This window comes from Adlercreutzia sp. DFI.6.23 (assembly GCF_024462535.1).
GTDB classification, from domain to species: domain Bacteria; phylum Actinomycetota; class Coriobacteriia; order Coriobacteriales; family Eggerthellaceae; genus Adlercreutzia; species Adlercreutzia rubneri.
On record NZ_JANGBP010000001.1, the window covers coordinates 315,753 to 339,749 of the forward strand.

22 protein-coding genes and 1 tRNA gene are annotated in these 23,997 nt (G+C 63.7%); 21 read left to right on the forward strand and 2 right to left on the reverse strand.

Translation table 11 applies throughout. The features are described from left to right. The first annotated feature begins 61 nt into the window (after positions 1 to 61). The 3 genes from NE591_RS01395 to NE591_RS01405 all read left to right on the forward strand — a co-directional run bounded on the left by NE591_RS01395 (position 62) and on the right by NE591_RS01405 (position 2,456). Complete coding sequence (locus NE591_RS01395; protein ID WP_256156232.1) at positions 62 to 442, forward strand: metal-dependent transcriptional regulator; 381 nt, start codon at positions 62 to 64, stop codon at positions 440 to 442. 99 nt (positions 443 to 541) lie between these two features. Then, positions 542 to 1,480 (forward strand): septum formation initiator family protein, encoded by a 939-nt coding sequence (locus NE591_RS16170; RefSeq protein ID WP_173114240.1) that lies wholly within the window; start codon positions 542 to 544, stop codon positions 1,478 to 1,480. 25 nt (positions 1,481 to 1,505) lie between these two features. After that, complete coding sequence (locus NE591_RS01405; RefSeq protein ID WP_173114237.1) at positions 1,506 to 2,456, forward strand: Ppx/GppA family phosphatase; 951 nt, start codon at positions 1,506 to 1,508, stop codon at positions 2,454 to 2,456. Here NE591_RS01405 and NE591_RS01410 read toward each other — a convergent pair. Next, positions 2,457 to 2,539: transfer RNA gene (locus NE591_RS01410), tRNA-Leu, on the reverse strand. An 87-nt stretch (positions 2,540 to 2,626) separates the two neighbouring features. Further along, positions 2,627 to 3,298, reverse strand: a complete 672-nt coding sequence (locus NE591_RS01415; RefSeq protein ID WP_256156233.1) for a sortase — start codon at positions 3,296 to 3,298, stop codon at positions 2,627 to 2,629. A 235-nt stretch (positions 3,299 to 3,533) separates the two neighbouring features. On the opposite strand from NE591_RS01415, the gene NE591_RS01420 reads away from it, so the two are divergent. From NE591_RS01420 to NE591_RS01505, 18 genes are all read left to right on the forward strand, one after another. Continuing rightward, positions 3,534 to 5,249 carry a DUF3365 domain-containing protein gene (locus tag NE591_RS01420; protein WP_256156234.1) on the forward strand — a complete coding sequence of 572 codons (1,716 nt, stop codon included), beginning with the start codon at positions 3,534 to 3,536 and terminating at the stop codon, positions 5,247 to 5,249. Between the two features lie 107 nt (positions 5,250 to 5,356). Continuing rightward, positions 5,357 to 6,067, forward strand: coding sequence for a response regulator transcription factor (locus NE591_RS01425; protein WP_256156235.1), 711 nt, complete (start codon positions 5,357 to 5,359; stop codon positions 6,065 to 6,067). Between the two features lie 314 nt (positions 6,068 to 6,381). Beyond that, positions 6,382 to 8,862 (forward strand): molybdopterin-dependent oxidoreductase, encoded by a 2,481-nt coding sequence (locus NE591_RS01430; RefSeq protein ID WP_256156236.1) that lies wholly within the window; start codon positions 6,382 to 6,384, stop codon positions 8,860 to 8,862. Between the two features lie 14 nt (positions 8,863 to 8,876). Further along, positions 8,877 to 9,539: a 4Fe-4S dicluster domain-containing protein gene (locus tag NE591_RS01435; RefSeq protein WP_256156237.1), complete on the forward strand. Its 663-nt coding sequence runs from the start codon at positions 8,877 to 8,879 to the stop codon at positions 9,537 to 9,539. 68 nt (positions 9,540 to 9,607) lie between these two features. Further along, positions 9,608 to 10,342 (forward strand): molecular chaperone TorD family protein, encoded by a 735-nt coding sequence (locus NE591_RS01440; protein ID WP_256156238.1) that lies wholly within the window; start codon positions 9,608 to 9,610, stop codon positions 10,340 to 10,342. A 20-nt stretch (positions 10,343 to 10,362) separates the two neighbouring features. Further along, complete coding sequence (locus NE591_RS01445; protein WP_256156239.1) at positions 10,363 to 11,082, forward strand: ferric reductase-like transmembrane domain-containing protein; 720 nt, start codon at positions 10,363 to 10,365, stop codon at positions 11,080 to 11,082. A gap of 330 nt (positions 11,083 to 11,412) precedes the next feature. Then, entirely contained in the window at positions 11,413 to 11,679 is a 267-nt protein-coding gene (locus NE591_RS01450; RefSeq protein ID WP_147270668.1) for a type II toxin-antitoxin system Phd/YefM family antitoxin, read from the forward strand. After that, complete coding sequence (locus NE591_RS01455) at positions 11,669 to 11,974, forward strand: type II toxin-antitoxin system RelE/ParE family toxin (protein ID WP_114549275.1); 306 nt, start codon at positions 11,669 to 11,671, stop codon at positions 11,972 to 11,974. The genes NE591_RS01450 and NE591_RS01455 overlap by 11 nt, the downstream gene beginning before the upstream one ends. A 161-nt stretch (positions 11,975 to 12,135) precedes the next feature. Then, the gene (locus NE591_RS01460; RefSeq protein WP_256156240.1) at positions 12,136 to 13,191 is read left to right on the forward strand and encodes a polyprenyl synthetase family protein; all 1,056 of its coding nucleotides are present in this window, start codon (positions 12,136 to 12,138) and stop codon (positions 13,189 to 13,191) included. A 1-nt stretch (position 13,192) separates the two neighbouring features. Beyond that, positions 13,193 to 14,095 carry a peptidoglycan-binding protein gene (locus tag NE591_RS01465; RefSeq protein WP_022740638.1) on the forward strand — a complete coding sequence of 301 codons (903 nt, stop codon included), beginning with the start codon at positions 13,193 to 13,195 and terminating at the stop codon, positions 14,093 to 14,095. Positions 14,096 to 14,498: 403 nt separating this feature from the next. After that, positions 14,499 to 15,785, forward strand: coding sequence for a 3-isopropylmalate dehydratase large subunit (gene leuC / locus NE591_RS01470; RefSeq protein WP_256156241.1), 1,287 nt, complete (start codon positions 14,499 to 14,501; stop codon positions 15,783 to 15,785). Between the two features lie 11 nt (positions 15,786 to 15,796). Next, complete coding sequence (locus NE591_RS01475) at positions 15,797 to 16,297, forward strand: 3-isopropylmalate dehydratase small subunit (RefSeq protein WP_114549277.1); 501 nt, start codon at positions 15,797 to 15,799, stop codon at positions 16,295 to 16,297. 1 nt (position 16,298) lies between these two features. Beyond that, on the forward strand, positions 16,299 to 17,408 hold the full coding sequence (gene leuB / locus NE591_RS01480) for a 3-isopropylmalate dehydrogenase (RefSeq protein WP_256156242.1): 1,110 nt from the start codon (positions 16,299 to 16,301) through the stop codon (positions 17,406 to 17,408). Between the two features lie 168 nt (positions 17,409 to 17,576). Further along, positions 17,577 to 18,893: a histidine--tRNA ligase gene (gene hisS / locus NE591_RS01485; RefSeq protein WP_256156243.1), complete on the forward strand. Its 1,317-nt coding sequence runs from the start codon at positions 17,577 to 17,579 to the stop codon at positions 18,891 to 18,893. Between the two features lie 141 nt (positions 18,894 to 19,034). Continuing rightward, the gene (locus tag NE591_RS01490) at positions 19,035 to 19,268 is read left to right on the forward strand and encodes an antitoxin (RefSeq protein ID WP_256156244.1); all 234 of its coding nucleotides are present in this window, start codon (positions 19,035 to 19,037) and stop codon (positions 19,266 to 19,268) included. A 9-nt stretch (positions 19,269 to 19,277) separates the two neighbouring features. After that, positions 19,278 to 19,685 (forward strand): type II toxin-antitoxin system VapC family toxin, encoded by a 408-nt coding sequence (locus NE591_RS01495; RefSeq protein ID WP_256156245.1) that lies wholly within the window; start codon positions 19,278 to 19,280, stop codon positions 19,683 to 19,685. A gap of 177 nt (positions 19,686 to 19,862) precedes the next feature. Then, positions 19,863 to 22,025: a Tat pathway signal sequence gene (locus NE591_RS01500; protein WP_256156246.1), complete on the forward strand. Its 2,163-nt coding sequence runs from the start codon at positions 19,863 to 19,865 to the stop codon at positions 22,023 to 22,025. 290 nt (positions 22,026 to 22,315) lie between these two features. Further along, a complete protein-coding gene (locus NE591_RS01505; protein WP_041714671.1) occupies positions 22,316 to 23,944 on the forward strand; it encodes an FAD-binding protein in 1,629 nt (542 codons plus the stop codon). Positions 23,945 to 23,997 lie beyond the last annotated feature (53 nt).

A 23,997-nucleotide genomic window follows, 5' to 3' on the forward strand; every position in this document is an offset into this window, starting at 1 on the left:
GCCTCTTTTTTCTTCGCGCGCCGTGCTATGATGATCTGACTTGTTCGATAAGGAGATTGCTGTGGTGAAAACGTCCATGTCTCACGAGGATTACCTCGAGGCCATCGTCATGCTGGGCGGCACGACCGACGCGCCCGTGCGCTCGGTGGATGTGGCCAACAAGCTGGGCGTTTCCAAAGCGTCGGTGAACAAGGCCATCTCCGCTCTGAAGGAGCAGGAGCTGGTCGTGCAACCGCACTACGGCGACATCACGCTGACCGAGGCGGGCTACGCCTACGGTCGGTCGGTGCTCGACCGCCATCGCATGCTCTTCGACTTTCTGACCAAGGCCTTGGGGGTCGAGCCCGAGGTGGCGGAAGTCGAGGCCTGCCAGATGGAACACGCCATCAGCGATGCCTCCTTCGAGAAATGGGGCGCGTTCGTCCGTAGCCTCGACTTGTGAGCAAGGGGCGCCTCGGCGCCTGACCGATAATCTACCCGCTTTCGACTGACTACCCGCACCAGAAACGAACCCCGGCAGCGAAAGGACGAGCGAACTCCCGTGCCACGACAGGCGAATATCGTTTCCTTCGACACAGCGCGACGCGTTGCGTCGGATCGTCGTGCGCGCCAGACGCCGCCTGTGCGCGCCCATGCCGGCCGCTTCGCCGATGACCCGGATTTCGAGGTGCGCGTGACCGGTCGAGCCGCAAGCGCCGGGCGCTCTTCGGCCCGGTCGTTCGCCGCGCCGGCATCCGGTTCTCGCTACGCGCCCCTTTCCATGAGCGACGCCCACCGCGGGCCGGGCTCTTTGGAATCGCGCGGGGCCGCGCGCGCCGCAGATGTCGACGACGAGGAGCTGGAAGCCCCCTTGGGGCCCTTGGGCCGCCTGACCTCCCGGTTCGGCAAGAAGCGCCGCCAGCGCGCGAAAGAGCGGGCGGGTCGCGCCTACTATCGCCAGTACGAGGCCGGCAAGCCCTCGGACGCCTCCCAAGCCGGTCCGCGCGCCGCCGTGTACAAAGGCGAGATGGGCTCGTCGCACCGCCGTTCGTCTCGGATGCAGCAGAAGGAATCGGGCGTCTCCGGACGTGTCAAGATGCCCGAGGCAAAAGCTCCTTTCTTTACTCGGGCGCCTTTCATCGTCACCTGCGCCACGGTTCTGTGCCTGGGGCTGGGGGCGGCTTTCCTCTACGGGCCGGCCCAGCAGCTCTACCAGGACATCCGCGAGCGAGACCGCCTCGCCGCCGAGTACGAGGCCGTCACGGAGCGCAACGCCGCCATCGAGGCGTCGGTGGATGCCCTTTCCACCGAGGCCGGCATCGAGGACGCGGCCCGCACGCAGCTCGGCTGGGTGCACGAGGGCGAGCACGCCGTGTCCGTGAGCGGGCTGGACGAAAAGGACGAGGCCTCCGAGTTCCGCGGCAACATCGTTTCCGAGGACATCACCGCCCCCGACACCTGGTACTCGGATCTCCTCGATCCCCTCTTCGGCGTGGAATAAGGTTGAACATCGACAGGAGCACGATATGACGTACGCTGATGGGCGCTATGGGGCCTTGGATATCGGGACGGTGACCTGCCGTCTTCTTGTGGCGGACGTGGAGGACGGACGCATCATCGACGTGGACAAGGAGTACGCCATCACCGATCTAGGCGTGGGCGTGGACGCTACGGGGCGCCTGTCCGAGGCGGCTATCGAGCGGGTGCTCGCCTGCGTGGATCGCTACTTGGAGGTGCTCGCACGTTACGATACCCCCGAGCATCCCGTGCGACGGCTCATCGCCATGGCCACCTCAGCCTCCCGCGATGCGGCCAACGGCCCCGAGTTCGCGGCCCGCTTGGCAGAGCGCGGCGTCACGTTGGCGGTGATCCCCGGCTCCCGGGAGGCGCAGCTCACGTTCTTGGGCGCTTCCAGCGATTTCCCCGGCGAGAACCTGCTCGTCGTCGATATCGGCGGCGGTTCGACGGAGGTGGTGGCCGGCCGCTTCGGCGAGGATCCCGTTGCTTCCCATTCCTTCAACATCGGGTGCCGTCGCGTGACGGAGCGGTTCTTCCGCGACGATCCGCCGACGCCAGACCAGATGGATGCGGCCCGTCAGTGGATTCGCGAGACCATGGCGCCGTATTTCGAAGGCTTGGCCACCGCCGGGTTCGCCATCGACCGCGTGGTGGCCGTGGCCGGCACGGCCACGAGCGTCGTGAGCATCCGCGAGGCCATGGAGGTCTACGATTCCTCCCGCGTGCACAAGGCCGTTGTCGCTGCTGGAGAGCTTGCGGCCATCGAGGAACGTCTGGCCGCCGAGCCGCTGGAAGAGCGCAAGGCCACGGTGGGCCTCGACCCGAAGCGCGCCGGCGTCATCGTGGCCGGATTCGTCATTTTGGAAGAGGTGCTGGCTCTGGCCGGCGCCGACGCCTACACGGCCAGCGAATCGGACATCCTCCACGGCATGATCTTCGAGGCCGCCCGGGAAGATTGATGGTAGGGGCGGTGGGACTCGAACCCACAATCCGAAGAGGCGGATTTTAAGTCCGCTGCGTATGCCAATTCCGCCACGCCCCCGCGTATCGTGTGCCGTCCGATAACGGCGAATGTACGCATGATACCACGACAAGAGAGCGCTTCGCGCGACGTTCGCGCCCGTCGCCCCTAGCGGGCCATGACGCAGCGCACCCGCTGGTTGTCTCCGGTGCAGGTCTGCAGGGTGATGGTCTCGCCGGTCGGCGCGATGCGGCCCTCGTAGACGAAGTAGTTCGACCCGTTGGGCAGAAAGAGCGTGTCGAAGACGTAGTAGGTACGCGAGGCGCCGTCGTCGTCGAACACGGTGATCTTGTCGCCGATTTCCAAATCCATGACGCGCTCGAAGACGCCGGGGTTGTGGCCGATAAAGTAGGTGTTCGCGTTGTCGGAGACGCACCCGGTGCCCACCCAGGTGCTGGCGTAGCCGTCGGGCGCGGTGATGTCGGCTGGCTCGCCCTGGCGATAGGGCACTTCCTCGCCGAGGAAGCAGATGAGGCTGCTTGCGGCATTGGGCGTTCTGTCGTCGTCGGCCGAAGGTGCGGGCTCGGCCCGGCGCGCCGCTTGCAGGGATTGCTCGGTGAGCACATCCTGGCGGGCCTCATCAAGGTGGTGGGTCCACACCCACAAGGTGTCGCACACGCCCTGGCCCATGCGCCCCGTGAAGCGGAAGGGCGGCACCTCGTCGGCATCGCTTTCGGGCGCGGCGGCTCCCAGCATGATGGACAGCCCCAGGCACACCGTGAGAACCAGGGCAAAGGCCCTGGCTGCCTTTCGCGATGCGAGGAGGGGGCGAAGGCTCACGAGGCTCTTCCTTTCCACGATGCTTTCTCGGTGCAGCCCAGATGCGCGCCGCCGACAGGGAACAAGGAGCGCGCCGAAGCTTTCGCCCTCACTTTATCGACTTCCCGTCAAGATTTCCACCCCTCATCCCTTAATATCCTGTTAATCGAAAGCTTAGGCAAAACTTAGGCTGCGGTGCATGGGCGTCGGGTTACCATGGGAACTTGGAGAATCTTGTCGGTGCGAGGGGGTGGCCATGAGGATACGCAATATCAGCTTGCGAGTGGTATCGCTGCTCGTGCTCACCTTCGTGTTCGTGGTGGCCACCGCGGTGTTCACGCTCTTCGACATCCGCATGCAAACCCAGAACATGGAGGACTCGCTCGCCGAGGAGGCGCGCACCTTCGCGCGCGAGATGGACGCCGTGTGGGAGTTCATGGACAACTCCCAGCACACCATCAACAACACAACGACGGGCGTCTACGAGTTCAAGGGGCTGCACTGCGCCATCGTCGGCAAGAGCGTCGGCGCCATCTTCTCGGCGGGCAACAACTACTCCATCCGCTACACGAACTTCGAGCCGCGCCGGGCTCAGGACAAGCCCGATGCCTTCGAAACCGAGGCGCTGGCCCTGTTCAACGAGCAAAAGGACACTCAGGAGTTCTTCCGCATTGTGAGCGACGACCCGGCCGAGGTCGACCGCGCCCAAACCTCGGCCGACAACGGCGCCGCGCAGTTCCGCTATGTGCAGGCGCTCAGGGTAAACGAGAGCTGCCTGGAGTGCCATGGAGAACCGGCCGGGGAAATCGACATCACCGGGTTTCCCAAGGAGGGCTGGACGCTGGATTCTATCGGCGGCGCCATCAGCATCGTCATTCCGCTGGAGCAGCAGTACCAGGCCCTGCGGGAAAACGTTGTCCGCGACGTGGGCTTCTTCCTGCTTCTGGCCACCTTTATCGGCATCGTGGTGTTCGGGCTCATGACCGTGTTCGTGCTGCGGCCGCTTGAGGCTATGAAGAGGGCGTTCGGGGAAGTGGGCGAAGGACGTCTTCGGCAATCCATGGACGACGCGGGCACGGCGCGCGAGGTGGCGAGTCTCATCGATCGCTTCAATGTCATGTCCCGCGAGCTGAGCGTTACCTACGAGGAGCTCGAGGAGCAGGTGGAGGCGCGTACCCAGGACTTGCGCCGAGCCAACGAGGAGTTGGCTGCCCAGCGCGATAACCTGGAGGCCTTAAGTGAGAAACTGGCGAAGGAATCCCAGGTGAAGAGCGATTTGCTCTCTATGGTGAACCATGAGCTGCGCACGCCGCTCACCTCCATCATCACGCTCGCCCAAATTGCGTTGGAGTCGGGCGGGGCCGACGAGGAGGAGCGTCGCAGCTGGGAAGAGGTGCGCAAGTCGAGCTCGGTGCTTTTGGGGATGATCAACGACATGCTGGATATCGCCCGGTCGGACGCGGGGGCGATGGCGGTGTCTATGGAGCTGATGGATCTGGGCGACATCGTGGCGTCGGCGCAGAGCACCATCGGCCCTCTGGCTGTGGGGGCGCGGGTAACGCTGGCGACGACGGTGGCTCCGGATGTCCCGCTCGTTTCCGGCGATTACGAGAAGATGATGCGCATTCTGGAGAACTTGGGCAGCAATGCAGTGAAGTTCACGCCGGCTGGGGGCACGGTGTCCCTTTCCGCGATGCGCGAGGAGGAAACCGGAGATGTGCTGGTGACGGTGTCCGATAACGGCATCGGCATCGCCAAGGAGAATCAGGAGCGCATTTTCGACCGGTTCTTCCAGGTGGATAGCTCTACCACGCGCATTTACGGCGGCAGCGGGCTGGGTCTGGCGCTCGTTCGCGAGTACGCCGCGGCCCAGGGCTACACCGTGGGGGTGGAAAGCGAACTGGGGTGTGGAAGTGCGTTTACCGTGCGCATTCCCGTCAAGGCCGTGGTAGAGTTGGACGAGGACGAGTAGGCGGCTCGGAGCCACCTGCGTCCGCAGGAAACGCGGGTCTAGGATTGGCGGTCGCGGGGTGCGTGGCGCCTCGAAGGCCGCGGAACGCGAGAGACGAGGAGGCGGCTGTGTACAAGGTCATGCTCATCGATGACGAGGAGAGCCTGCATATGGCCATCGAGAAGCTGCTCACGAAGAACGGCTACGAGTATTGCGGGGCCACCGATGCCGAGTCGGGGATGGAAATGCTTGCCGCCGAGAAACCGGACTTGCTGCTTTTAGACGTTATGCTGCCGGGTATGAACGGGTTCGATTTGTGCACGCGTATCCGCGCCGAGGGGCGGCGCATTCCCATTATCTTCCTGTCGGCGAAAAACGACATTGTGGACAAGTCCATTGGGTTTAGGGCCGGGGGTGACGACTACGTGACGAAGCCCTTCGACGCCACCGAGCTTATTTTGCGTATTGAGGCCCACATCCGCCGTCACAAAGATACGATTGATTTCGCTCGCTGCACGACCCGCGACGGATCGGTGACTATCGGCGACTTGGAGGTGCGTTTCGACGAGTACCAGGTGCTCGTGCACGGTGTTCCTGCGAATTTGACCACCAAGGAGTTCGAGATCGTGGCCTTTTTGGCGACGCACCCGGGTAAGGTGTTCACGCGCGGTCAGATTCAGGAGTACATCTGGGGTGAGGGGGAGGTGGACGCGCACTCGAACTCCATCACCGTGTTCGTGCGCAAGATACGCGAGATGATAGAGGAGAACCCCAGCGAGCCCAAATACCTGCTGACGGTGCAGCGCGTCGGTTACAAAATGGCCGACACCTTGGGGTAGGCGCAGGCTGTGGCGATCGTGCGGATCATGCGGGCCACTCCGGGTCGCGCCGAGCGCCAAATCCTAAAACGAAACATCGCCAAATCCTAAAACGCCCTGTTCGGAATGCTTGTCGATTGGCCACTTAATCTCCTGTTAAGGTCAATTTAACCTAAAGCTTAGGCATAGCGTATCGCTATTAATCGGCGCACCTCGGCATAATGGCAGTATCGAAAAGTCCAAAGAGGAGACTTTTCACGCGGGCGAGGACGCGAGCCACCCCCTCCCTGGCGAACGTCCTCGTCAACATGCGAGGGAGAGAGAGGAGTCAGGACATGACCGAACAGACAACGGGCATGAGTTTCTCGCGCAGAAATTTCATCAAGGGAGCGGCCGCGCTGACGGCCACCGGCGCGCTCGTCGGCTGCGCCCCCGCCAAGGAGACGCTGGCGGAAACGGGCGAGGAGACGGTAGAGGTTCCGGAGACGAAGATCTACTCGGGCGCGTGCCGTGCCCAGTGCGGTCAGGGCTGCTACCTGAACGTCCATGTGCGCGACGGTCGCGTGGTGCGCACGACTGCGGGTCACTTCGATGACGGCCCCGAGTTCGACCGCATCTGCCCGAAGGGCCTTGTCCAACCCGCCCGCGTGTACAGCGCCGAGCGACTGCAGTACCCCATGCGTCGTGTAGGCGAGCGCGGTAGCGGCGAGTTCGAGCGCATTAGCTGGGATGAGGCGATTGCCGAGATCGCCGAGAAGTGGAAGGGCTACACCGAGGAGTTCGGCCCGAAGTCCATTGCCATGTTCCTGGGCAGCGGCAACACCGGTACTCTCGGCGGCGGCGCCCCGGAGGGCTCCATTATGGCTCGCCTGCTGAACGTCATGGGCGCGAGCCGTGTCCTGCCGGACCGCGATATTGCTACGCCGATGTCCTGGGCCTACGTGTTTGGAGCCGGCCCCTATGGCAATCGCAGCTCGGACGCTATTAACGCCAAGCACCATGTAATTTGGGGCGGCGACACGGCGGTGTCCCAGAAGCAGCTCGCACACTTCTTCCTGGAGGCGCGCGATGCGGGCACCGAGCTTGTGGTGATCGATATCGCCTATCGCGTCATGCCCTCGAAGGCCGACTGGTTCATCCCGGTGCATCCGGCTACCGACGGCGCCCTGGCGCTCGGCGCTATCCACGAGATCTTCGAGCAGGGCTGGGAAGCGACCGACTTCCTGCGCGATCACACCGAGGCTCCCCTGCTGATCAAGGAGGACGGTAAATTCCTGCGCATGAGCGACTTGGGCGTGGAGCCGACCGAGACTGCGACCAACGCTCAGGGCGAGGAAGTTCCCGTCGACCCCTACGTGGTGTGGGACGAGGAGACTTCCAGCGCTGTGCCCCTGGCACAGGCCGTCAAGCCTGCGCTCGGCGGGGTTGCCCCCATCCAGGGCATCGCGGTGCGCACGGAGATGGAGCTGGTGCGGGAAGCGGTTGAGCCGTGGACGCTGGAGCACACCTCCGAGGTGACCGGCGTGAGCGTCGAGGACATCCAGCACCTCGCGCACCTCTACACGCAGGAAGGCGATGTTCAGACGGACATGAAGTTCGGTCTGAACCACTACAACAACGGCATGTACAGCTCGAAGTGCATCAACTCGCTTCTGCTCGTGTCTGGCCAGATGGGTCGTTCGGGATCGGGTCTGTTCACCGGCGAGCCGAACTTCGGCGAGGGCAATGTGCAGGCATGCATCACGATGCCGAGCGCCTCGGGTGAAGTGCCTCAGGGAGTCGGCGCCATTCTTAACTGGACCGACTTCTGCAACAACATTGTGCACACGGGCAAGAAGCTTGGCGAGGATTTCCCCATCAAGTCCTTCTACGCTTCCTGCACCAACGTCGTCTCGAATCAGACGGATCAGAACAAGACCCTCGAGCTCATGAACGCGATCGAGTTCATTGTCATCCAGGACATGACCATGAACGACACGGCGCTGTACGCTGACATCCTGCTGCCTGCTTGCCACTGGTTCGAGACTGAGGATTTGCGCGTCCGCTACTACTGCAACCCCTATCTGCTGTGGAACGAGAAGGCCGTCGAGCCCCTGTACGAGAGCAAGCCGGACTTCGAGATTTACAAGCTCATCGCCGAGGCTATGGGATACGGTGACTTCTTCCAGTTCACGGCCGACGAGTACTTGAATGTCCTTCTCTCCACTCCCTATGGGAAGGAGAAGGGGATCACTATCGACAAGATCCGCGAGAAGAATTACTTGCGTTGCGACAACGATCCCACCATCGCCTTCGAGGGCGCTGTTTTCGGAACGCCTACGGGACGCGCCATGTTCTACCGCGAGGATCCCAAGCCCGACTACATGATGGGCCAGGAGTTGGATTTGGAGAAGGAAAAGCTGTCGGTCTTCTGGGAGCCGGCGCGCGAGGCCGATCTTTCCAACCCCATCCGCGAGAAGTACCCCTTCACCATCTGCTGCGAGCATATGCGCACCCGCGCCCACACTCAGTGGTACGACGTCGATTATCTGAAGGAGTTCGAGGCCGCACCGGTGTGCCGTATCAATCCGGAAGATGCCGTCGAGCTGGGTATCGAAGAGGGAGATACCGTCCGTCTCTACAACGACCGCGGATCGGTTACCATGCTGGCCGTCCTCAATCCCGGTGAGCAACGCAAGGCGGTTCACTGCCCGCGCAGCTTCCTGACGCGCGAGCACATTGACGGCGACCTTGCTCGTACGACCTTCAACGAATACAACCAGGCCTGCAGAAACCAGTCCTACTTCGACTGCGCTGTGGCCATCGAGAAGCTCTAGGGAGGCTGAGATAGATGACTCGATACGGAATGGCGATCGACCTTCGTCGCTGCATCGGATGCCAGGCGTGCGCTGCGGCGTGCAAGATAGCGAACAATCTGCCGAAGGAGCTGACGTACAACGTCGTGTACACCAAGACCGATGACGATTTCGACACCATCGGTACCGCCGTGTCCCGCGGCGCCCTTGCCAACGACAATGCCGGCGGCACCTTCCCCAATTGCACGCTGAACTTCCTTCCCATGCAGTGCCAGCACTGTGCTGATCCGGCCTGCCTGAGCGCGTGCCCCACCGGCGCAACCCAGCAGCGCGAGGACGGCATCGTGTTCGTTGATACGGATCTGTGCATCGGATGCGAGTCCTGCATCAAGGCGTGCCCCTACGAGGGCGTCCGCACCCTTATCAGCGACAATCCCGAGTATTACCTCGAGGTTGAGGTCGGCGAGTTCGACGCCCCGCCCCACAAGGCCGGGACGGTGGAGAAGTGCACGTTCTGCAAGAATCTTGTCGATCGCGGAGATGTGCCGGCCTGCATGCAGCTGTGCCCGGCCCGCGCCCGCTACTGGGGCGATTTGGACGATCCGGAATCTGCGGTGTCGAAGGCCATCGAGGGCCGCGACTATCACCTCATGCTGGAGTCGGCGGGCACGAACCCGAGTGTCTACTACTTGAAGTAAGCACGTATCTGGAAACGGCAGGGCGGGCGTCGGAAAGTACGGCGCCCGCCTCTTTGTAAGGAGGCTTCGTGAGCGCAGAGGATATGAGGAAAGTTGTCGGCTTGGCCGACGGTTGCGAATTGATGAGCGCGCTGACGCGCTTTCCTGACAACGATGTGGCGGCGGCAGTGGTGAACGGATCGGTGCATGACGACGCGGTCAGCTGCGCGAAAGACGTGGCGGCAGCGCGTGATGATGGGCGCGCTGGTGACATTGAGGCGCTTTGCGAAGGCTTCGTGTGCGCTGCCGACGAAGATGCCGAGGGGCTCGGCGCCGCGTTGCGCCGCGCATGGTCGCTGCTGTACGCGCGCCAGGGAAGCGGAGTGGCCATTTTTCCCTATGAGAGCGCGTTCGTGCACGTGCGCGAGGGGTTGCCCGGAGCGCCGGCGCTGTTCCGCACGGCGCTGACCCTGCGTGTCGAGAAAACCATGCGTGAGAGCGGCGTTCTGCCGAAGGACGCCGAGACCGAGCCGTGCGACAGCGCGTGGAACGAATGGGCGTTCCTCTCGTTTCTCCTTGGCAGCGAGGCGGCTTCTTTAGAGGCGGAAGATGAAGAGGCCGTGGCGCTTTGGCGGGGTCGGGTTGCTGATTTCGTTCGAGACCACGCGGCTTTGTGGCTGCCGGATTTCCTGACGCGCACGGCTGAAGAGGTCGAACGCCTCGCGCAGGCGGGCAAGGTGGACCCGGCGGCCGAGCGCTTCTATGGCGCGCTGGCGGCATACGGGCGTTTTCTGCTGGAAACGCTTGCTGAGCGTGCGGCATAGGCGAGGGTGAGGAGCAAGCAATGACATTCCTTATGGTTTTGGCGGTGACGGTGGTGGCTTGCCTGGCTCTGCGCACGCCGCTGCATAAGTGGCCGGTGGCGTTTTACGTACTGGCTGTGGCGGCTGACGTGGCCTACGTCATTGGCGTCGAGGGGCTGCTCCCCCGTGTTGTAATGGGGCCGCTTACGCTGCTCATGGGCAAGTGTGTGCTGTCGCTGGCGCTGTTTGTGGTGGTCATGTACATCGGTGTGTTCGCCAAGGGATCGAAGGTGCATCAGTGGCTTAAGCCGGTGCGCAGCGAGTTGTCCATTATCGCATGCATTTTGGCTTGCGGGCATATGGCGGTGTATTTGGGCTCCTACGCTCCGCGACTCGGCGGCACGCTGGGGGTGAATGTGGTGAGCGCCCTGGTGGTAGCGCTCGCGCTGCTCGTGCTTCTGCTGGTGCTGGGCGTGACCTCTTTCGCCTTCGTAAAGCGCCGCATGCGCACCGATAGCTGGAAGCGCCTGCAGCGGTGGGCCTATGTGTTCTTCGGCTTGGTGTACGTGCACCTCATGCTGATGCTGGCGCCGGCGGCGAGCCAGGGCGGCGAGGCCGCTGTGGCAAGTGTGGTCGTGTACACGGTGATCTTTGGCGCCTACGCCGCGCTGCGCGTCCGCCGGGCGCTCGTCGACCGGCGTGCCGACGCGGCGGCTGCCACGCGGGTTCCCGAGCTTGAGCCCGAGGACTGCGCAGCCTAGCTGCTTCAATTGGGAAAGACTTTCTTGGGGGTGGGGCTCGGCTGATGCTGTCGGGCCCCGCCCCTGTTGCTGGCTGCGGCCCAGGATTCCGTCGCGCGTCGCCGAGACTTGCCGCACCGGGACTTCGTCGCGGTTTGGGGAGGGGCAAGGCCGCGGCTTCCCCGCGTCGCCGTCGCGGTTCGGTTCTGTTAGGCTCTTCTCGGAGGGTACAAAGACGCGTCTTGAGAGGAGCGAAGGGGCATGGGTTGCGCAAGAGGCGGCCTGGCAACGCCTACGACGAGTCCCTTTATGGATGTGGTACAATTAGGCCACGCTATGAAGGGAGTCTTTATGTCGGTATGCGTTCCGGTGAGAAGTATGAAGAATACGGCCGAATTCGCTGAGCTTGTCGAGCGCGAGCGCGATGTGACGGTGACGAAGAACGGCTGCGAGATTTTCCACTGCCTCAGCGACGAGCAGTACCGTGCTATGCGGGACGAGATGGCGCGAGCGCGGCTGCTCTCCCGAGCTATGCGATCCGAACAGGAGCTGGAAGCGGGGGCTTACTGCGATTACGACGATTTTGTCGCCGGAGTGAGGGAAGAGTATGGCCTATAGGAAGGTCATATTGGCAGAGGCCCAGCAGGAGTACCGCGACATTGTCGGGTATCTTGTCAGCATGTTGCGGAGTGAGCAGGCTGCGCGGAACTTCATGGAGGAATTCGACAAACAAGTGAACCTCGTGGCGGAGAATCCCGAGCTGTATGGCCTTTCCCGGGTGCCCGAGCTGGCTGAGCGCGGCTACCGATGCGCCCCGATGAACAACTATATTGCGCTATACAAGGTGGCAGATGGCCAGATAGTCGTTTGCCGCATCGTCCACAAGTCGCGGGATTATGCCCGCCTTCTGTAGCAGGTTGCAATTGCAGGAATACTGCAGGGGGCGGCTTGTGGGGTGCTTTTCGCCGCCAAATCTTACAATCTTGTCGATGGGCCGATCGCGCGGGACGCGTCCGTTCGCCCGTGGTATCATGATGCGATGCTGAAACGACCGTCCTCTGGCAAGAAAGCGCTATGAAGAACATCTCAGAAATCCTCGCAGGCGTCGAAGAGACGCCCACCACGTTCGAAGACTATTTGAAAGCCTACGCCGATCCGGTCGGGGAGCTGATCAACAGTTATATTCCCCATGGGGCCCATGGGGATATGGATCGCTACCTGTACGATCCTCTCTATCATTACAGCGAGAACGCGGGCAAGCGCCACCGCCCGCTCATCTGCTTCGCGGCCTGCCTGGCCGTGGGAGGCGACCCCAATCGCGCCGCCACTGCCGCCGCCGCCATCGAACATTTCCATTCAGCGGCCCTCATCCACGATGACATCGCCGACGAGGCCGAGCTGCGCCGCGGCGAGCCCTGCCTGCACCTCACCGAGGGGCTGGGGCTGGCCATCAATATGGGCGACTTGGCGCTTTCCGTGGTAAACGGTCCGGTGGTGAACGACCCGCTGCTCGAGGACGCCGTGAAGGTGCGCGTTATCAAGGAGCTCATCGCCATGACCTGCCGCACGGTGGAGGGTCAGGCGCTCGATCTGGGCTGGGCCCGCGACGGCCGCTACGACATCACGCCCGAGGACTATCTCACCATGGCCATCCACAAGACGGCCCATTACTCCGGCGCGGTGCCGCTGGCCGTGGGCGCCATCGTGGGCGGCGCCGACGACGAGATCGTGGAGGCCCTGCGCAGCTACGGGTTGGACACGGGCCTCGCCTTCCAAATCCAGGACGATTTGCTGAACCTCGTGGGCACCGACGAGGCCAAGAAGAAGGACTTCCGCAGCGATATCACCGAGGGCAAGCGCACGCTGGTTGTGGTGCACGCCCTGCAGAACGCGGCGCCCGAGGCGCGCGAGCGTCTCGTCGAGATCCTGTCGTCGAAGGAGCGCGACCCGGAGGTGCTCGCCGAGGCCGTGGCCATCATGGAGGAGACGGGGTCCATCGATTACGCCCGCACCTTTGCCGAGGATCTGACGCTGAATGCCAAGGCGCGGTTGGCCGGGGCGTTGCCCCCTTCGCAGTACCGCGACTTGCTCGTATCCATGGCCGACTGGTTCGTGAACAGGTTGAAGTAACATGGAACCTATCAAGAGAAACGACACCGGCGCCGCCGTCGAGGACGTGCAGACGCGCCTGGCCCGCATCGGGCATCTTCCCGAGGACGCCATCACCGGCATTTTCGATGACGCTACCGCCGCCGCTTTGGCCGAGTTCCTCGCTGCCTCGGCGCTCCCGCCGAGCGAAGAGGTGACCGAGAAGGTGTGGGCGGCCTTGGTGGACGCCACCTACAACCTGGGCGACCGCACGCTGTATCTGCGCATGCCCTACTTCCACGGGCACGACGTGCTTGAGCTGCAACAGGCGCTGGGCGCGCTCGGGTTCTTCTACGGCACCCGCGACGCCATCTTCGGTGCTCACACCGAAGAGGCGCTCCGTCGCTTCCAGCTGAACTTGGGTTTGCCCTCCGATGGCATCGCCGGTGCCTACACCTATGCGGCGCTGCGCAACCTGGCCCACTCCTGGGTCGGCAAGGAAGCTACTCACAGCCCGGTGCGCCATTTGGGCTTCGCCCGTGCGGCCGATGTGCTCGAGCGCAACGCCGTGTGCCTGTTCGGCACCGATGAGTTCTCTCGGGCCGTGGCCTCGCGCATGTCGAACGTGGCTCAGGCCACCAATCCCGCCTCCAAGATCATCAGCGCCGACGCGCTCTCGGTACCGCCGGACGCGTCTATGATGCTCGTGCACGTGCTGCTGAGCGCGACGGACGCCGAGGCCGGGGTGCCGCTGGTGTCCTATGCGGAAGAGGATACGCTAGGGCTGCGTTTGGCCTCGGCCGTCGATGTGGCCCGAGACGCGAGCTGGCCCCGCGTGTCGGTGCTGCTCCCCGGCACCATGTGGCTAGAGGCCGGCCCGGAGCGCTCCGCCCAGCACTACGCCATCACGCTGCTCGACGCCCTCTGCTCCGCCTTGCAGGAGTAGACGACAGGTGACTTCCTGCGGGAGCCTATCGATTGCGCTTGTCGGAACTATCGCTATTGGAGATGCGGCATTTTCGGATTATCCGGACTAAATGCCAGTTCGACCCCGAAATGGTCGACCTGCGGGATGGAGGTGCGTCATTCCGGGCCTCAAGTGGCAGAAAAATGCCAGTTGAGGGCAGAAATGGCAGAAGGGGGGGGGATCGGGATCGGCCATTTCGGGGTCGAAGTGGCATTCGCGGGCGAAATCCCGAAAAGAGGGGTTTGAAAGACCCGGAAAAGGCGACGAGCGCTTTTGCGTGGAAATTACCGTGTTCGCGTGCGAGGAAACAAAGCGGAAAAGCGCGCGGTGCTACAATAGCCGAGTTTGAGAGTAATGTTTACCGCGCGCAAAGGAGCATCCCTTGACTCGTCCCATGACCATGGCGGAGAAGATTCTCGCCGCCCATGCGGGGCTGGATGAGGTGGAACCGGGCCAGTTGATCGAATGCGATCTGGATCTGGTGCTCGCCAACGACATCACGGCCCCCATCGCCATCAAGACCGTTCGCGAGATCACCGACAAGGTGTTCGATCCGACTAAGATCGCCCTCGTGCCCGACCACTACACCCCCAACAAGGACATCAAGTCCGCCGAGCAGGCCAAGATCGTGCGCGATTTCGTGCGCGAGCAGGGCATCACCCACTACTATGAGGTGGGCTGCATGGGCGTGGAGCACGCGCTTCTGCCGGAGCAGGGCGTCGTGGGCGCGGGCGACCTCATCATCGGCGCCGACAGCCACACCTGCACCTACGGCGCGCTGGGCGCGTTCTCCACGGGGGTGGGTTCCACCGATGCCGGCGTGGGCATGGCCACGGGCAAGGCCTGGTTCAAGGTGCCCGAGACCATCAAGTTCGTCATCAACGGCGAGCTGGCCCCCGGCGTCACCGGCAAGGACGTCATCCTGCACATCATCGGCATGATCGGCGTGGACGGCGCCCTGTACAAGGCCATGGAGTTCACGGGCAGCGCCATCGAAAGTATGCCGATGGACGAGCGCCTCTCCATTTCGAACATGGCCATCGAGGCCGGCGGCAAGGCGGGCCTCATCCCCGTGGACGACATCACCCGCACCTATCTGGACGAGCGCGCCGAGCGGCCCTATACCGCCTACTACTCCGACGACGACGCGCAGTTCGCCCAGGTCGTCGAAATCGACGCCGCTGACATCGTGCCGACGGTGGCCTTCCCGCACCTGCCGAGCAACACGCGCCCGGTGGCCGAGGCTCGCGACGTAAAGATCGACCAGGCCGTCATCGGCAGCTGCACCAACGGGCGCCTCGCCGACATGCGCCAGGCCGCAGCGGTTCTCGCGGGCCGCACGGTGCATCCGGACGTGCGCTGCATCGTCATCCCCGCCACCCAGAAGGTGTACCAGCAGTGCATCGCCGAGGGGCTCATGGACATCTTCATCGACGCCCACTGCGCCGTGTCCACCCCCACCTGCGGGCCGTGCCTGGGCGGCTACATGGGCATCCTCGCTGCCGGAGAGCGCGCCATCGCCACCACCAACCGCAACTTCGTCGGCCGTATGGGCGATCCCACCAGCGAGGTGTACCTCTCCTCGCCGGCCGTGGCCGCCGCTTCGGCCGTGCTCGGCCACATCGGCCTTCCGGAAGATTTGGAAGTCGTCGCGGACGCGGCGGAGTAGGAGGAAGCCCCATGAAATTCAAGGGAACCGTGCACCGCTACGGGCGCGACATCGACACCGACGTCATCATTCCCGCCCGCTATTTGAACACTTCCGATCCGGCGGAGCTGGCGAAGCATTGCCTGGAGGATCTGGACACGGAATTCGTGAACAACGTGCAGCCCGGCGACATCATCGTGGCCGATGAGAACTTCGGTTGCGGCTCGTCGCGCGAGCACGCCCCCATCGCCATCAAGGCGGCCGGGGTGGACGTGGTCATCGCCAAGAGCTTTGCGCGCATCTTCTACCGCAACGCCATCAACACGGGGCTGGCCATCATGGAATGCCCCGAGGCCGTGAATGCCATCAGCAACGGCGATGTTGTGAGCGTGGACGCCGACGCGGGCACCATCACCGACGAGACCACGGGCGAGACCTTCACGGCCCAGCCCTTCCCGCCGTTCCTCATGGAGATCATCAACGCGGGAGGCCTCGTGCCTCGCTGGCAGAAGAAGCTCGGAAAGGACGCGTAGCATGACGACTACCTACAAGATTTGCCTGCTTGCCGGCGACGGCATCGGGCCGGAGATCATTGCCGAGGGCGTGAAGGTGCTGGACGCCGTGGGTGCGAAGTACGACACCGCCTTCGAGTACATCGACGCGCTCATCGGCGGTGCGGCCATCGATGCGACAGGCGAGCCCTTGCCGACGGCGACGCTGGATGCGGCCCGTGCTTCCGACGCGGTGCTGCTGGCTGCCGTGGGCGGCCCTAAGTGGGACACCACCGATCCTGCCGCCCCGCGTCCGGAGCAGGGGCTCTTGGGCATCCGTAAGGAGCTGGGCCTGTACACCAACCTGCGCCCCGTGCAGATCTTCAACGCTCTGGCCGACGCCTCCACGCTGCGCCCGGAGATCGTCGACGGCGTGGACATGATGATCGTCCGCGAGCTCACCGGTGGTTTGTACTTCGGTCGCCGCGAGCGCTTCTACGACGAGCCGGCCGCCGGCGTGAACGGAGCGCCGGGCCAGCGCGCCTACGACACGCTGGAGTACTCCGAGTACGAGATCGAGCGCATCGCCCGCCAGGCCTTCGAAATCGCCCGCAAGCGCCGCGGCAAGGTGACGAGTGTGGACAAGGCCAACGTGCTGGAGACGAGCCGCCTGTGGCGCGAGATCGTGCACCGCATCCACGACGCGGACTACGCCGATGTGGAGCTGGAGGACCTGCTGGTGGACAACACGGCCATGCAGCTCATCAACCGTCCCGCCGATTTCGACGTGGTGGTGACCGAGAACATGTTCGGCGACATTCTCTCTGACGAGGCCGCCCAGATCACGGGCTCGCTGGGCATGCTCGCCAGCGCTTCTTTGGGCGACGGCGTGGCCCTGTACGAGCCGAGCCACGGCAGCGCGCCGGACATCGCCGGGCGCGGTATCGCCAACCCGCTGGCACAGATCCTTTCCGTGGAGATGATGCTGCGCTACAGCTTCGGCATGGGCGAGGCCGCCGACGACATCCGCCGCGCCGTCACCGAGGTGCTGGACGCCGGTTGGCGCACCGGCGACATCAAGGACGCCGAGACCCCGGTCGACAAGGTTGTGGGCACCGCGAAGATGGGCGACTTGGTGGTCGAGCATCTGTAGCGCCTCGCCCGTTTCGTCGGCCTGTCGGCTCGCCGCCATCGCCGCTGGGATTAAACTTGCAAAACCATTGGGAAAGGGCGGCCTGCGGGGTCGTCCTTTCTGCGTTACAATACCCGAAGTTTCACTTACCAGGGCCGCAAAGCCCCGTCGACGAAAAAGGATATCACCATGGCCATTAACGCTCCCGAGGGGACTCGCGATCTTCTGCCTGACGAGGCGCTGTTCTGGAATCAGTTCAAGCAGACGGCGGCCGAGGTGTTCGGCGCCTACGGGTACCTGCCCATCGAGACGCCCATCATGGAGCAGACCGAGCTCTTCGTCCGCGGCATCGGCGAAGCGACCGATGTGGTGTCCAAGGAGATGTTCACGGCCATTTCCGGTGAGAATCTGCGTCGCTGGGTGGAAGAGGGGAAGGCCCCGAAGGCGAAGAGCCGCCTGTCCTTGCGCCCCGAGGGCACGGCCGGTGTGGTGCGCGCCGTAGTGCAGCACGATCTGGTGCCGCAGGGCGCGGCCCCGGCGAAGCTCATGTACGCAGGCTCGATGTTCCGCGCCGAGCGCCCGCAGAAGGGGCGTCAGCGCCAGTTCAATCAGGTGGGTGTGGAGTGCCTGGGCGCCGAGGAGCCTACGATCGATGCCGAGGCCATCATCATGCTCATGCGCTTCTACGAGAAGGTGGGCATCCCGCGCGATTCCATGCGCCTTCTGTTGAACTCCATGGGCTGCGAGCAGTGCCGTCCGGCCTACCGCGAGCTCGTGCGCGCCTACATGGACGAGCACGCCGACGAGCTGTGCGACACCTGCATGACGCGCGCCGAGGTGAATCCGCTGAGGGCGTTCGACTGCAAGAATCCCCAGTGCGCGGCCATTATGGCCGACGCGCCGAAGATCACCGACCACTTGTGCGACGAGTGCCGCGAGCACTACGATGCGGTGAAGGCTCTGCTCGATGGCGCCGGGGTTGTTTACGAGGAGGACTACAAGCTCGTGCGCGGCCTGGATTACTACACCCGCACGGTATTCGAGGTACAGGTCGATAACGGCATGGGAGCCCAGAACGCCATCGGCGGCGGTGGGCGCTACGACAAGCTGGCCGAGGAGGTGGGCGGCCGTCCCACGCCGGGCTTGGGCTTTGCGCTCGGCTTCGAACGCTGCGTGCTGGCCCTGGAGGCGGCCGGCGTGGAATTTCCGCGTGCCCAGAAGTGCGACCTGTTCGTGGCCTGCGTCGATGATTCCGTGCGCGCCCGGGCCTTCGCGCTCGTACAGGAATGTCGCGACGCCGGCTTCACGACCGAGATGGACCACCAGAAGCGCTCGCTGAAGAGCCAGTTCAAGCTGGCCGACAAGCTGGGTGCGGCCCGCGTGGCCGTCCTCGGCCCCGACGAGCTGGCCGAGGGCGTTGTGACCCTGCGCGACATGGCCACCCACACCGAGGCCAAGGTGCGCCTGGAAGAAGTCGTCGGCGAGCTAGGTCGCGCGATTTTGTAGGAACTTTCTCGCTCTGCTTTCTGGCGTCAAAGAGGGAGCTGTCGATGCGGCGATGCGTCGACAGCTTTTCCCGTTTCTTCGGGTTTGACAGCAAGTATAGCTGCAAGTATACTTGGATTGCAAGTATAAAGGAGGTGCGCTATGCCGCAGTTGTCTTTGTATCTGGATGAGCCGACCATGGAAATGCTGCGCGAGAAGTCGTCTCGGGCGCATCAGTCGATGTCGAGGTACGTGACGGGGCTCATTCGCGAGAGTGGGGAAGGGCGCGGCTGGCCGTCGGGCTACTGGGATAACGTCTACGGCTGTCTGAAGGATCCGACGTTCGTCGTCCCCGAGGAAGAGAGAGACCTCGACGAGATCGTTCTGTTCGCGTAAGGGGCCGTCATGTATTTCTTCGACTCCGATGTGTGCATCGAGATCATGCGGGGGCATCTGCCGCGGGCCCAGGAGATCATGCGGAAAAGCTCGCCGGATCTGTTCGGCGTGCCGGCTATCGTCGAGGCCGAGCTGCTGTACGGGGCCGAGAACAGTAACAATCCCGAAGAGGGCCGCTACTTTGTAGAGAGCCTCTTGTCGCCGCTGCACATCATTCCCTTCGATCCCCGGTGCGCCGCCTGCTACGCGCGAGTCCGGGCCGACTTGAAGCGGCGCGGTTGCATGATCGGGCCGAACGATCTGCTGATTGCCGCGACGGCCCTTGCCCATGGCGCGACGCTCGTTTCGAACAACACGAGGGAGTTCCGACGCGTCGAGGGACTGCTTCTGGAGTCGTGGGCAGAGGTGGACTTTTAAGGTCGCAGTGAAGAAAATCTTCAGGCCCGTGGTTTTCTTTCGGGTATTTGACGGGTTGGGTGTTGGCGCGGGGCCTTCCTGTATAGTGTCACGAAACCTTTTGCGGGGCCAAAGGGGCTCCGGGAGATGCGAGGTCGCCGCGCGGTGCGCTGCGGCCGATAAGAGAGGATGAGTTACGTGGCACAATCTGGTTTGGATTCGCTGCTTGAGGCGTTGCGCCAGTCGGGTATGAACACCGATGGCGTGGGCTCGGGCACCGGTGCGTCGGATTCGGCGTCGTCCGGGCCGCAGACGCCGGGCTCCGGTTCCGGCTCGGGCGCCGGCGCGGGAGCGTCGGGCTCGCGCGGCGGTGTGGGCGGCTTCGGCGGCTTTCCCTTCGGAGGCTTCGGCGGGTTCGGGGGTGCGGGCAACGGCGGCGGTCGCGGCCATGGCGGCTCCGGCTCCGGTGACGGCGGCGATGGCGGCCATGGTGGCCCTACGGTCGATTTCGAGTTCCTCGCCAACGACTTCCACCTGCCATCGAAGAAGTGGCTGGCGCTCATCATCGTGCTGGCGCTGCTCGTCATCGCCGGTGCCTACTGGTGGTTCCATCCGGCCATCAACATTCACTCCACGGACTTCTGGGGCTTCGTCTTCATTGTTATCCTGCTGCCGCTGTTCCTCGTTTTCTGGATGCGCTCCAAGCAGTACAAGACGGGCACCAAGGAAGTGACGAAGAACGAGGGCAAGGCGAAGACCTTCCGCATTCTGTCCTTCGTGCCCGTGGCGGTGGTGGCGCTCGTGGCCATCGGCGCCCTTATGTCCATGGCGATCTTCCCGGGCAACGCCGAGAAGTACTCCAACGTGCTGAAGACCGACACGCTGGAGTTTGCCCAGGACATCAAGGAAGTGAACTATTCGGAGATTCCCGTCATCGACCGCGATTCCGCCATTTTGCTGGGCAACCGCGAGATGGGCTCCATCCCCGAGTACGTCAGCCAGTTCGAGGTGTCGAACCTGTACTCGCAGATCAACTACCAGGGCACGCCGGTGCGCGTGAGCCCCTTGGGCTACGCCGACCTGTTCAAGTGGTTCACCAACCGCGAGGGCGGCATCCCGGCCTACGCGCTCGTGAACATGACCACCCAGGACGCCGAGATCGTGCGTCTGGAAGACAGCCCCATCTATTACTCGCAGTCCGAGCCGCTCGTGCGCAACATCGACCGCCACGTGCAGCTGTCCTACCCCTTCTACATGTTCGGCGAGAAGTCCTTCGAAATTGACGAGGACGGCCACCCCTGGTGGATCTGTCCCGTGAAGGACTTCACCATTGGCCTCTTCGGTGGCGAGACCATAAGCCGTGTGGTGCTGTGCGACGCCACCACCGGCGAGACCCAGGATCTCGCTGTGGCCGATTGCCCCGAGTGGGTCGACCGCGTGTTCCCCGCTGAGCTGCTCATCCAGCAGTACAACTGGTGGGGCGCCTACAACAACGGCTGGCTGAACTCGTTCCTCGGCCAGGAGGGCGTGGTGCGCACGACGCCCGGCACCGACGGCACGCTGGGCTACAACTACATCGCCAAGGACGACGACGTGTGGGTGTACACCGGCGTCACCTCGGCCACGGCCGACAACTCCATCATCGGCTTCGTGCTGGTGAACCAGCGCACCCAGGAGTCGCACTTCTACAGCGTCTCGGGCGCCACGGAGGACTCGGCCATGCAGTCCGCCGAGGGCCAGGTGCAGAACTTGCGCTACACCTCCACGTTCCCGCTGCTCATCAACGTGTCGAACCAGCCGACCTACTTCATGGCCCTGAAGGACGGCGCGGGCCTGGTGAAGAAGTTCGCCATGATCGACATCCAGCGCTACCAGAACGTGGCCGTGGGCGATACGGTGGCCGACACCCAGAAGGCCTACGAGGCGCTGCTCGCCACCAACGGTGTCGTGGCTGAGAGTGGAGACGGCGCGACCGACGTAGTGACGGTGAAGGGCACCATCCGCTCCATGAATCAGGCGGTCATCGAGGGCAACACCCACTTCTACCTGACCGTGGAAGGGGAGGACGGCTCCATCTTCGATTTCGCGCTGCCGGGGCTGTTGGACATCGTCGGCTACAAGGTGGGCGACGAGATCAACTTCACGTACGTGGAAGCCGCCGGCTCCAACGTGAGCCCGGCCTACGAGATCCTGGGCGAGGGCGGCAAGGCGCCGGCGACCGAGGACGCCGCAGACAGCGGCGCGCCGGCTGGAGATGAGAACGCCTCCGGCGAGCCCGAGGACGACGTGGTGCAGCAAAACGGGGCCGCCCAGACGCCTGCCGACGTTGCCTCTGGCGAGGACACCGAGAAAGTGGCCTAGGGGCGCTTCGGAGTCAACGTAATTCTTAAGGTTTAAAGCGAGCGAGAGCAATCTCGCTCGCTTCTTGTTTTCCCAGTTCAACATGAAGGTTTATAGGAGGGTTTAAAGCTTTAAACTTCTTTTTCCCGCTTGGTCGATGCGTGGATTTGCCAAGGCGTCCATAGTGCGTGGTGCAGCGAGGGAGCTGCGGCGGCGAAGCGAAAAGCTTCTCCGCAAACCAACGCAGCACGGACGCTGCAACCGAGCTTTCAGAGAAGCTCGGCGTCACGAGTGAGGGAAAGGGACCCATCATGACCAACGGAATGAATGTTTCTCGCCGCGACCTGTTCAAGTTCGGTGGCCTGGCCGCCATCACCGCTGCCGGCGCCGGCGCGCTTGCGGGCTGCGCTCCCCAGCAGAAGATGGCGAGCACGGGCGCCGCCGCTGCCGAGGACGGATCTACCTACGTGGGCCCGAGCTTTTTGCAGAAGCCGGCCGAAATCACCGAGTTCGACGAGGAGCACACCTACGATGTCGTGGTCGTCGGTGCGGGCGAGTCGGGGCTTTCCGCCATGCACGCCGCCCTGGAGGCGGGCGCCACGGTGGGCGCGCTGCAGAGCCTCTCCATCGTGCAGACCGCCGGCAACATGGGCGCTTCCATCGATTTGACGAAGACGAACGAGGCCGGCATCAAGGCGGTGCTGTCCTTCATCAACTACAAGAGCGACTACCGCGCCAACCTGGGCCAGGTAGAGACCTGGGCCCGCAACTCCCAGGAGGCGCTGGCCTGGTGGGCCGAGGCCGCGGCCAAGGGCGGCAGCGAGTCGAAGCCCTACGACTACACGGTGAACTGCAACGGTCATGAGGTGTTCTTCCACGCCAACACCTACTTCCATGACGAGGGCCATCAGAAGGGCGCGCTCGTCATCGGCGACGCCGTGCAGGCCGAGGGCGCCGAGATCTTCTTCGAGACCCCCTGCGTGCAGCTGCTCGTGGAGGACGGCCGCGTGGCGGGTGCCATCGGCGAGACCAAGGACGGCACTCACGTGCTGCTGCGCGCTAACAAGGGCGTCATCATGGCCGCCGGCGACTATGTGGGCGATTCCGAGATGCTGTACTACTACACCCCCGACGCGAAGGGCCTGCATCAGGCCGTCGATTTCCGCAACGGAACGGGCCTGAAGGCCGCCATGTGGGCCGGCGCCCAGATGTGCCCGGCCTCGCACACCAAGATGGTGCACGGCGAGGGCCCGAAGGTGCGCTTCGAGATGCCGTATTTGTTCCTCGACCGTCATGGCAAGCGCTTCATGGACGAGGGCTGCTGCCGCATGGGCTACCTGAACGAGTTCACCAACAAGTACCTGGCCGAAGTCGATTTCGCTGAGTCCACGGCCGCCAAGTTCTTCTCCATCGTGCCCACGAACTGGGAGGAGCACTACGATGCCTGGAAGGACTTCTCCGACATCTCCATCCACAACGCCTACCGCAACGTCGATCCCGAGGCTTGGATCAAGGGCGACACGCTGGAGGAGCTGGCCGAGGGCATGATCGCCTATGCCGACGAAGAGGGTTGGGCCCACGACTACACCGTGGAGGCCATCGTCGAGTCCATCAACCGCTACAACGAGCTGGTGGCTGCCGGCAACGGCGACGAGGACTTCGGCAAGCGCGACGAGTACATGGTGCCGATCGAGGCCCCCTGCTACGCGGTGCCGCGCGGCGCGAACAACATCGACGCTTTGGTGGACGGCCTGTGGTGCGACGGCAACTTCCAGTGCCTGGACGTCGACATGAAGCCGATCGAGGGCCTGTTCGCCGTCGGCAACGCCTCCGGTCCCTTCTTCGGCAACAGCAACTACCCGATGGACATCGAGGGCCTGTCGGTGGGCCGCGCCATCACCACCGGCTTCGCCACGGGCCGCTACGTCGCCGGCCTGTAGGTTCGCAAGCGACCCTTTCGTGCCCTCCCTCTGAGCCGACGCCCCTCACCGGG

What these genes read in the sequence shown, in the direction of transcription:
- NE591_RS01405 (WP_173114237.1), top strand. Translation starts at nt 1,506, where the DNA reads ATGACGTACGCTGATGGGCGCTATGGGGCCTTGGATATCGGGACGGTG.
- NE591_RS01420 (WP_256156234.1), top strand. Translation starts at nt 3,534, where the DNA reads ATGAGGATACGCAATATCAGCTTGCGAGTGGTATCGCTGCTCGTGCTC.
- NE591_RS01430 (WP_256156236.1), top strand. Translation starts at nt 6,382, where the DNA reads ATGACCGAACAGACAACGGGCATGAGTTTCTCGCGCAGAAATTTCATC.
- NE591_RS01435 (WP_256156237.1), top strand. Translation starts at nt 8,877, where the DNA reads ATGACTCGATACGGAATGGCGATCGACCTTCGTCGCTGCATCGGATGC.
- NE591_RS01445 (WP_256156239.1), top strand. Translation starts at nt 10,363, where the DNA reads ATGACATTCCTTATGGTTTTGGCGGTGACGGTGGTGGCTTGCCTGGCT.
- NE591_RS01450 (WP_147270668.1), top strand. Translation starts at nt 11,413, where the DNA reads ATGTCGGTATGCGTTCCGGTGAGAAGTATGAAGAATACGGCCGAATTC.
- NE591_RS01455 (WP_114549275.1), top strand. Translation starts at nt 11,669, where the DNA reads ATGGCCTATAGGAAGGTCATATTGGCAGAGGCCCAGCAGGAGTACCGC.
- NE591_RS01460 (WP_256156240.1), top strand. Translation starts at nt 12,136, where the DNA reads ATGAAGAACATCTCAGAAATCCTCGCAGGCGTCGAAGAGACGCCCACC.
- NE591_RS01465 (WP_022740638.1), top strand. Translation starts at nt 13,193, where the DNA reads ATGGAACCTATCAAGAGAAACGACACCGGCGCCGCCGTCGAGGACGTG.
- NE591_RS01475 (WP_114549277.1), top strand. Translation starts at nt 15,797, where the DNA reads ATGAAATTCAAGGGAACCGTGCACCGCTACGGGCGCGACATCGACACC.
- leuB (WP_256156242.1), top strand. Translation starts at nt 16,299, where the DNA reads ATGACGACTACCTACAAGATTTGCCTGCTTGCCGGCGACGGCATCGGG.
- hisS (WP_256156243.1), top strand. Translation starts at nt 17,577, where the DNA reads ATGGCCATTAACGCTCCCGAGGGGACTCGCGATCTTCTGCCTGACGAG.
- NE591_RS01490 (WP_256156244.1), top strand. Translation starts at nt 19,035, where the DNA reads ATGCCGCAGTTGTCTTTGTATCTGGATGAGCCGACCATGGAAATGCTG.
- NE591_RS01495 (WP_256156245.1), top strand. Translation starts at nt 19,278, where the DNA reads ATGTATTTCTTCGACTCCGATGTGTGCATCGAGATCATGCGGGGGCAT.
- NE591_RS01505 (WP_041714671.1), top strand. Translation starts at nt 22,316, where the DNA reads ATGACCAACGGAATGAATGTTTCTCGCCGCGACCTGTTCAAGTTCGGT.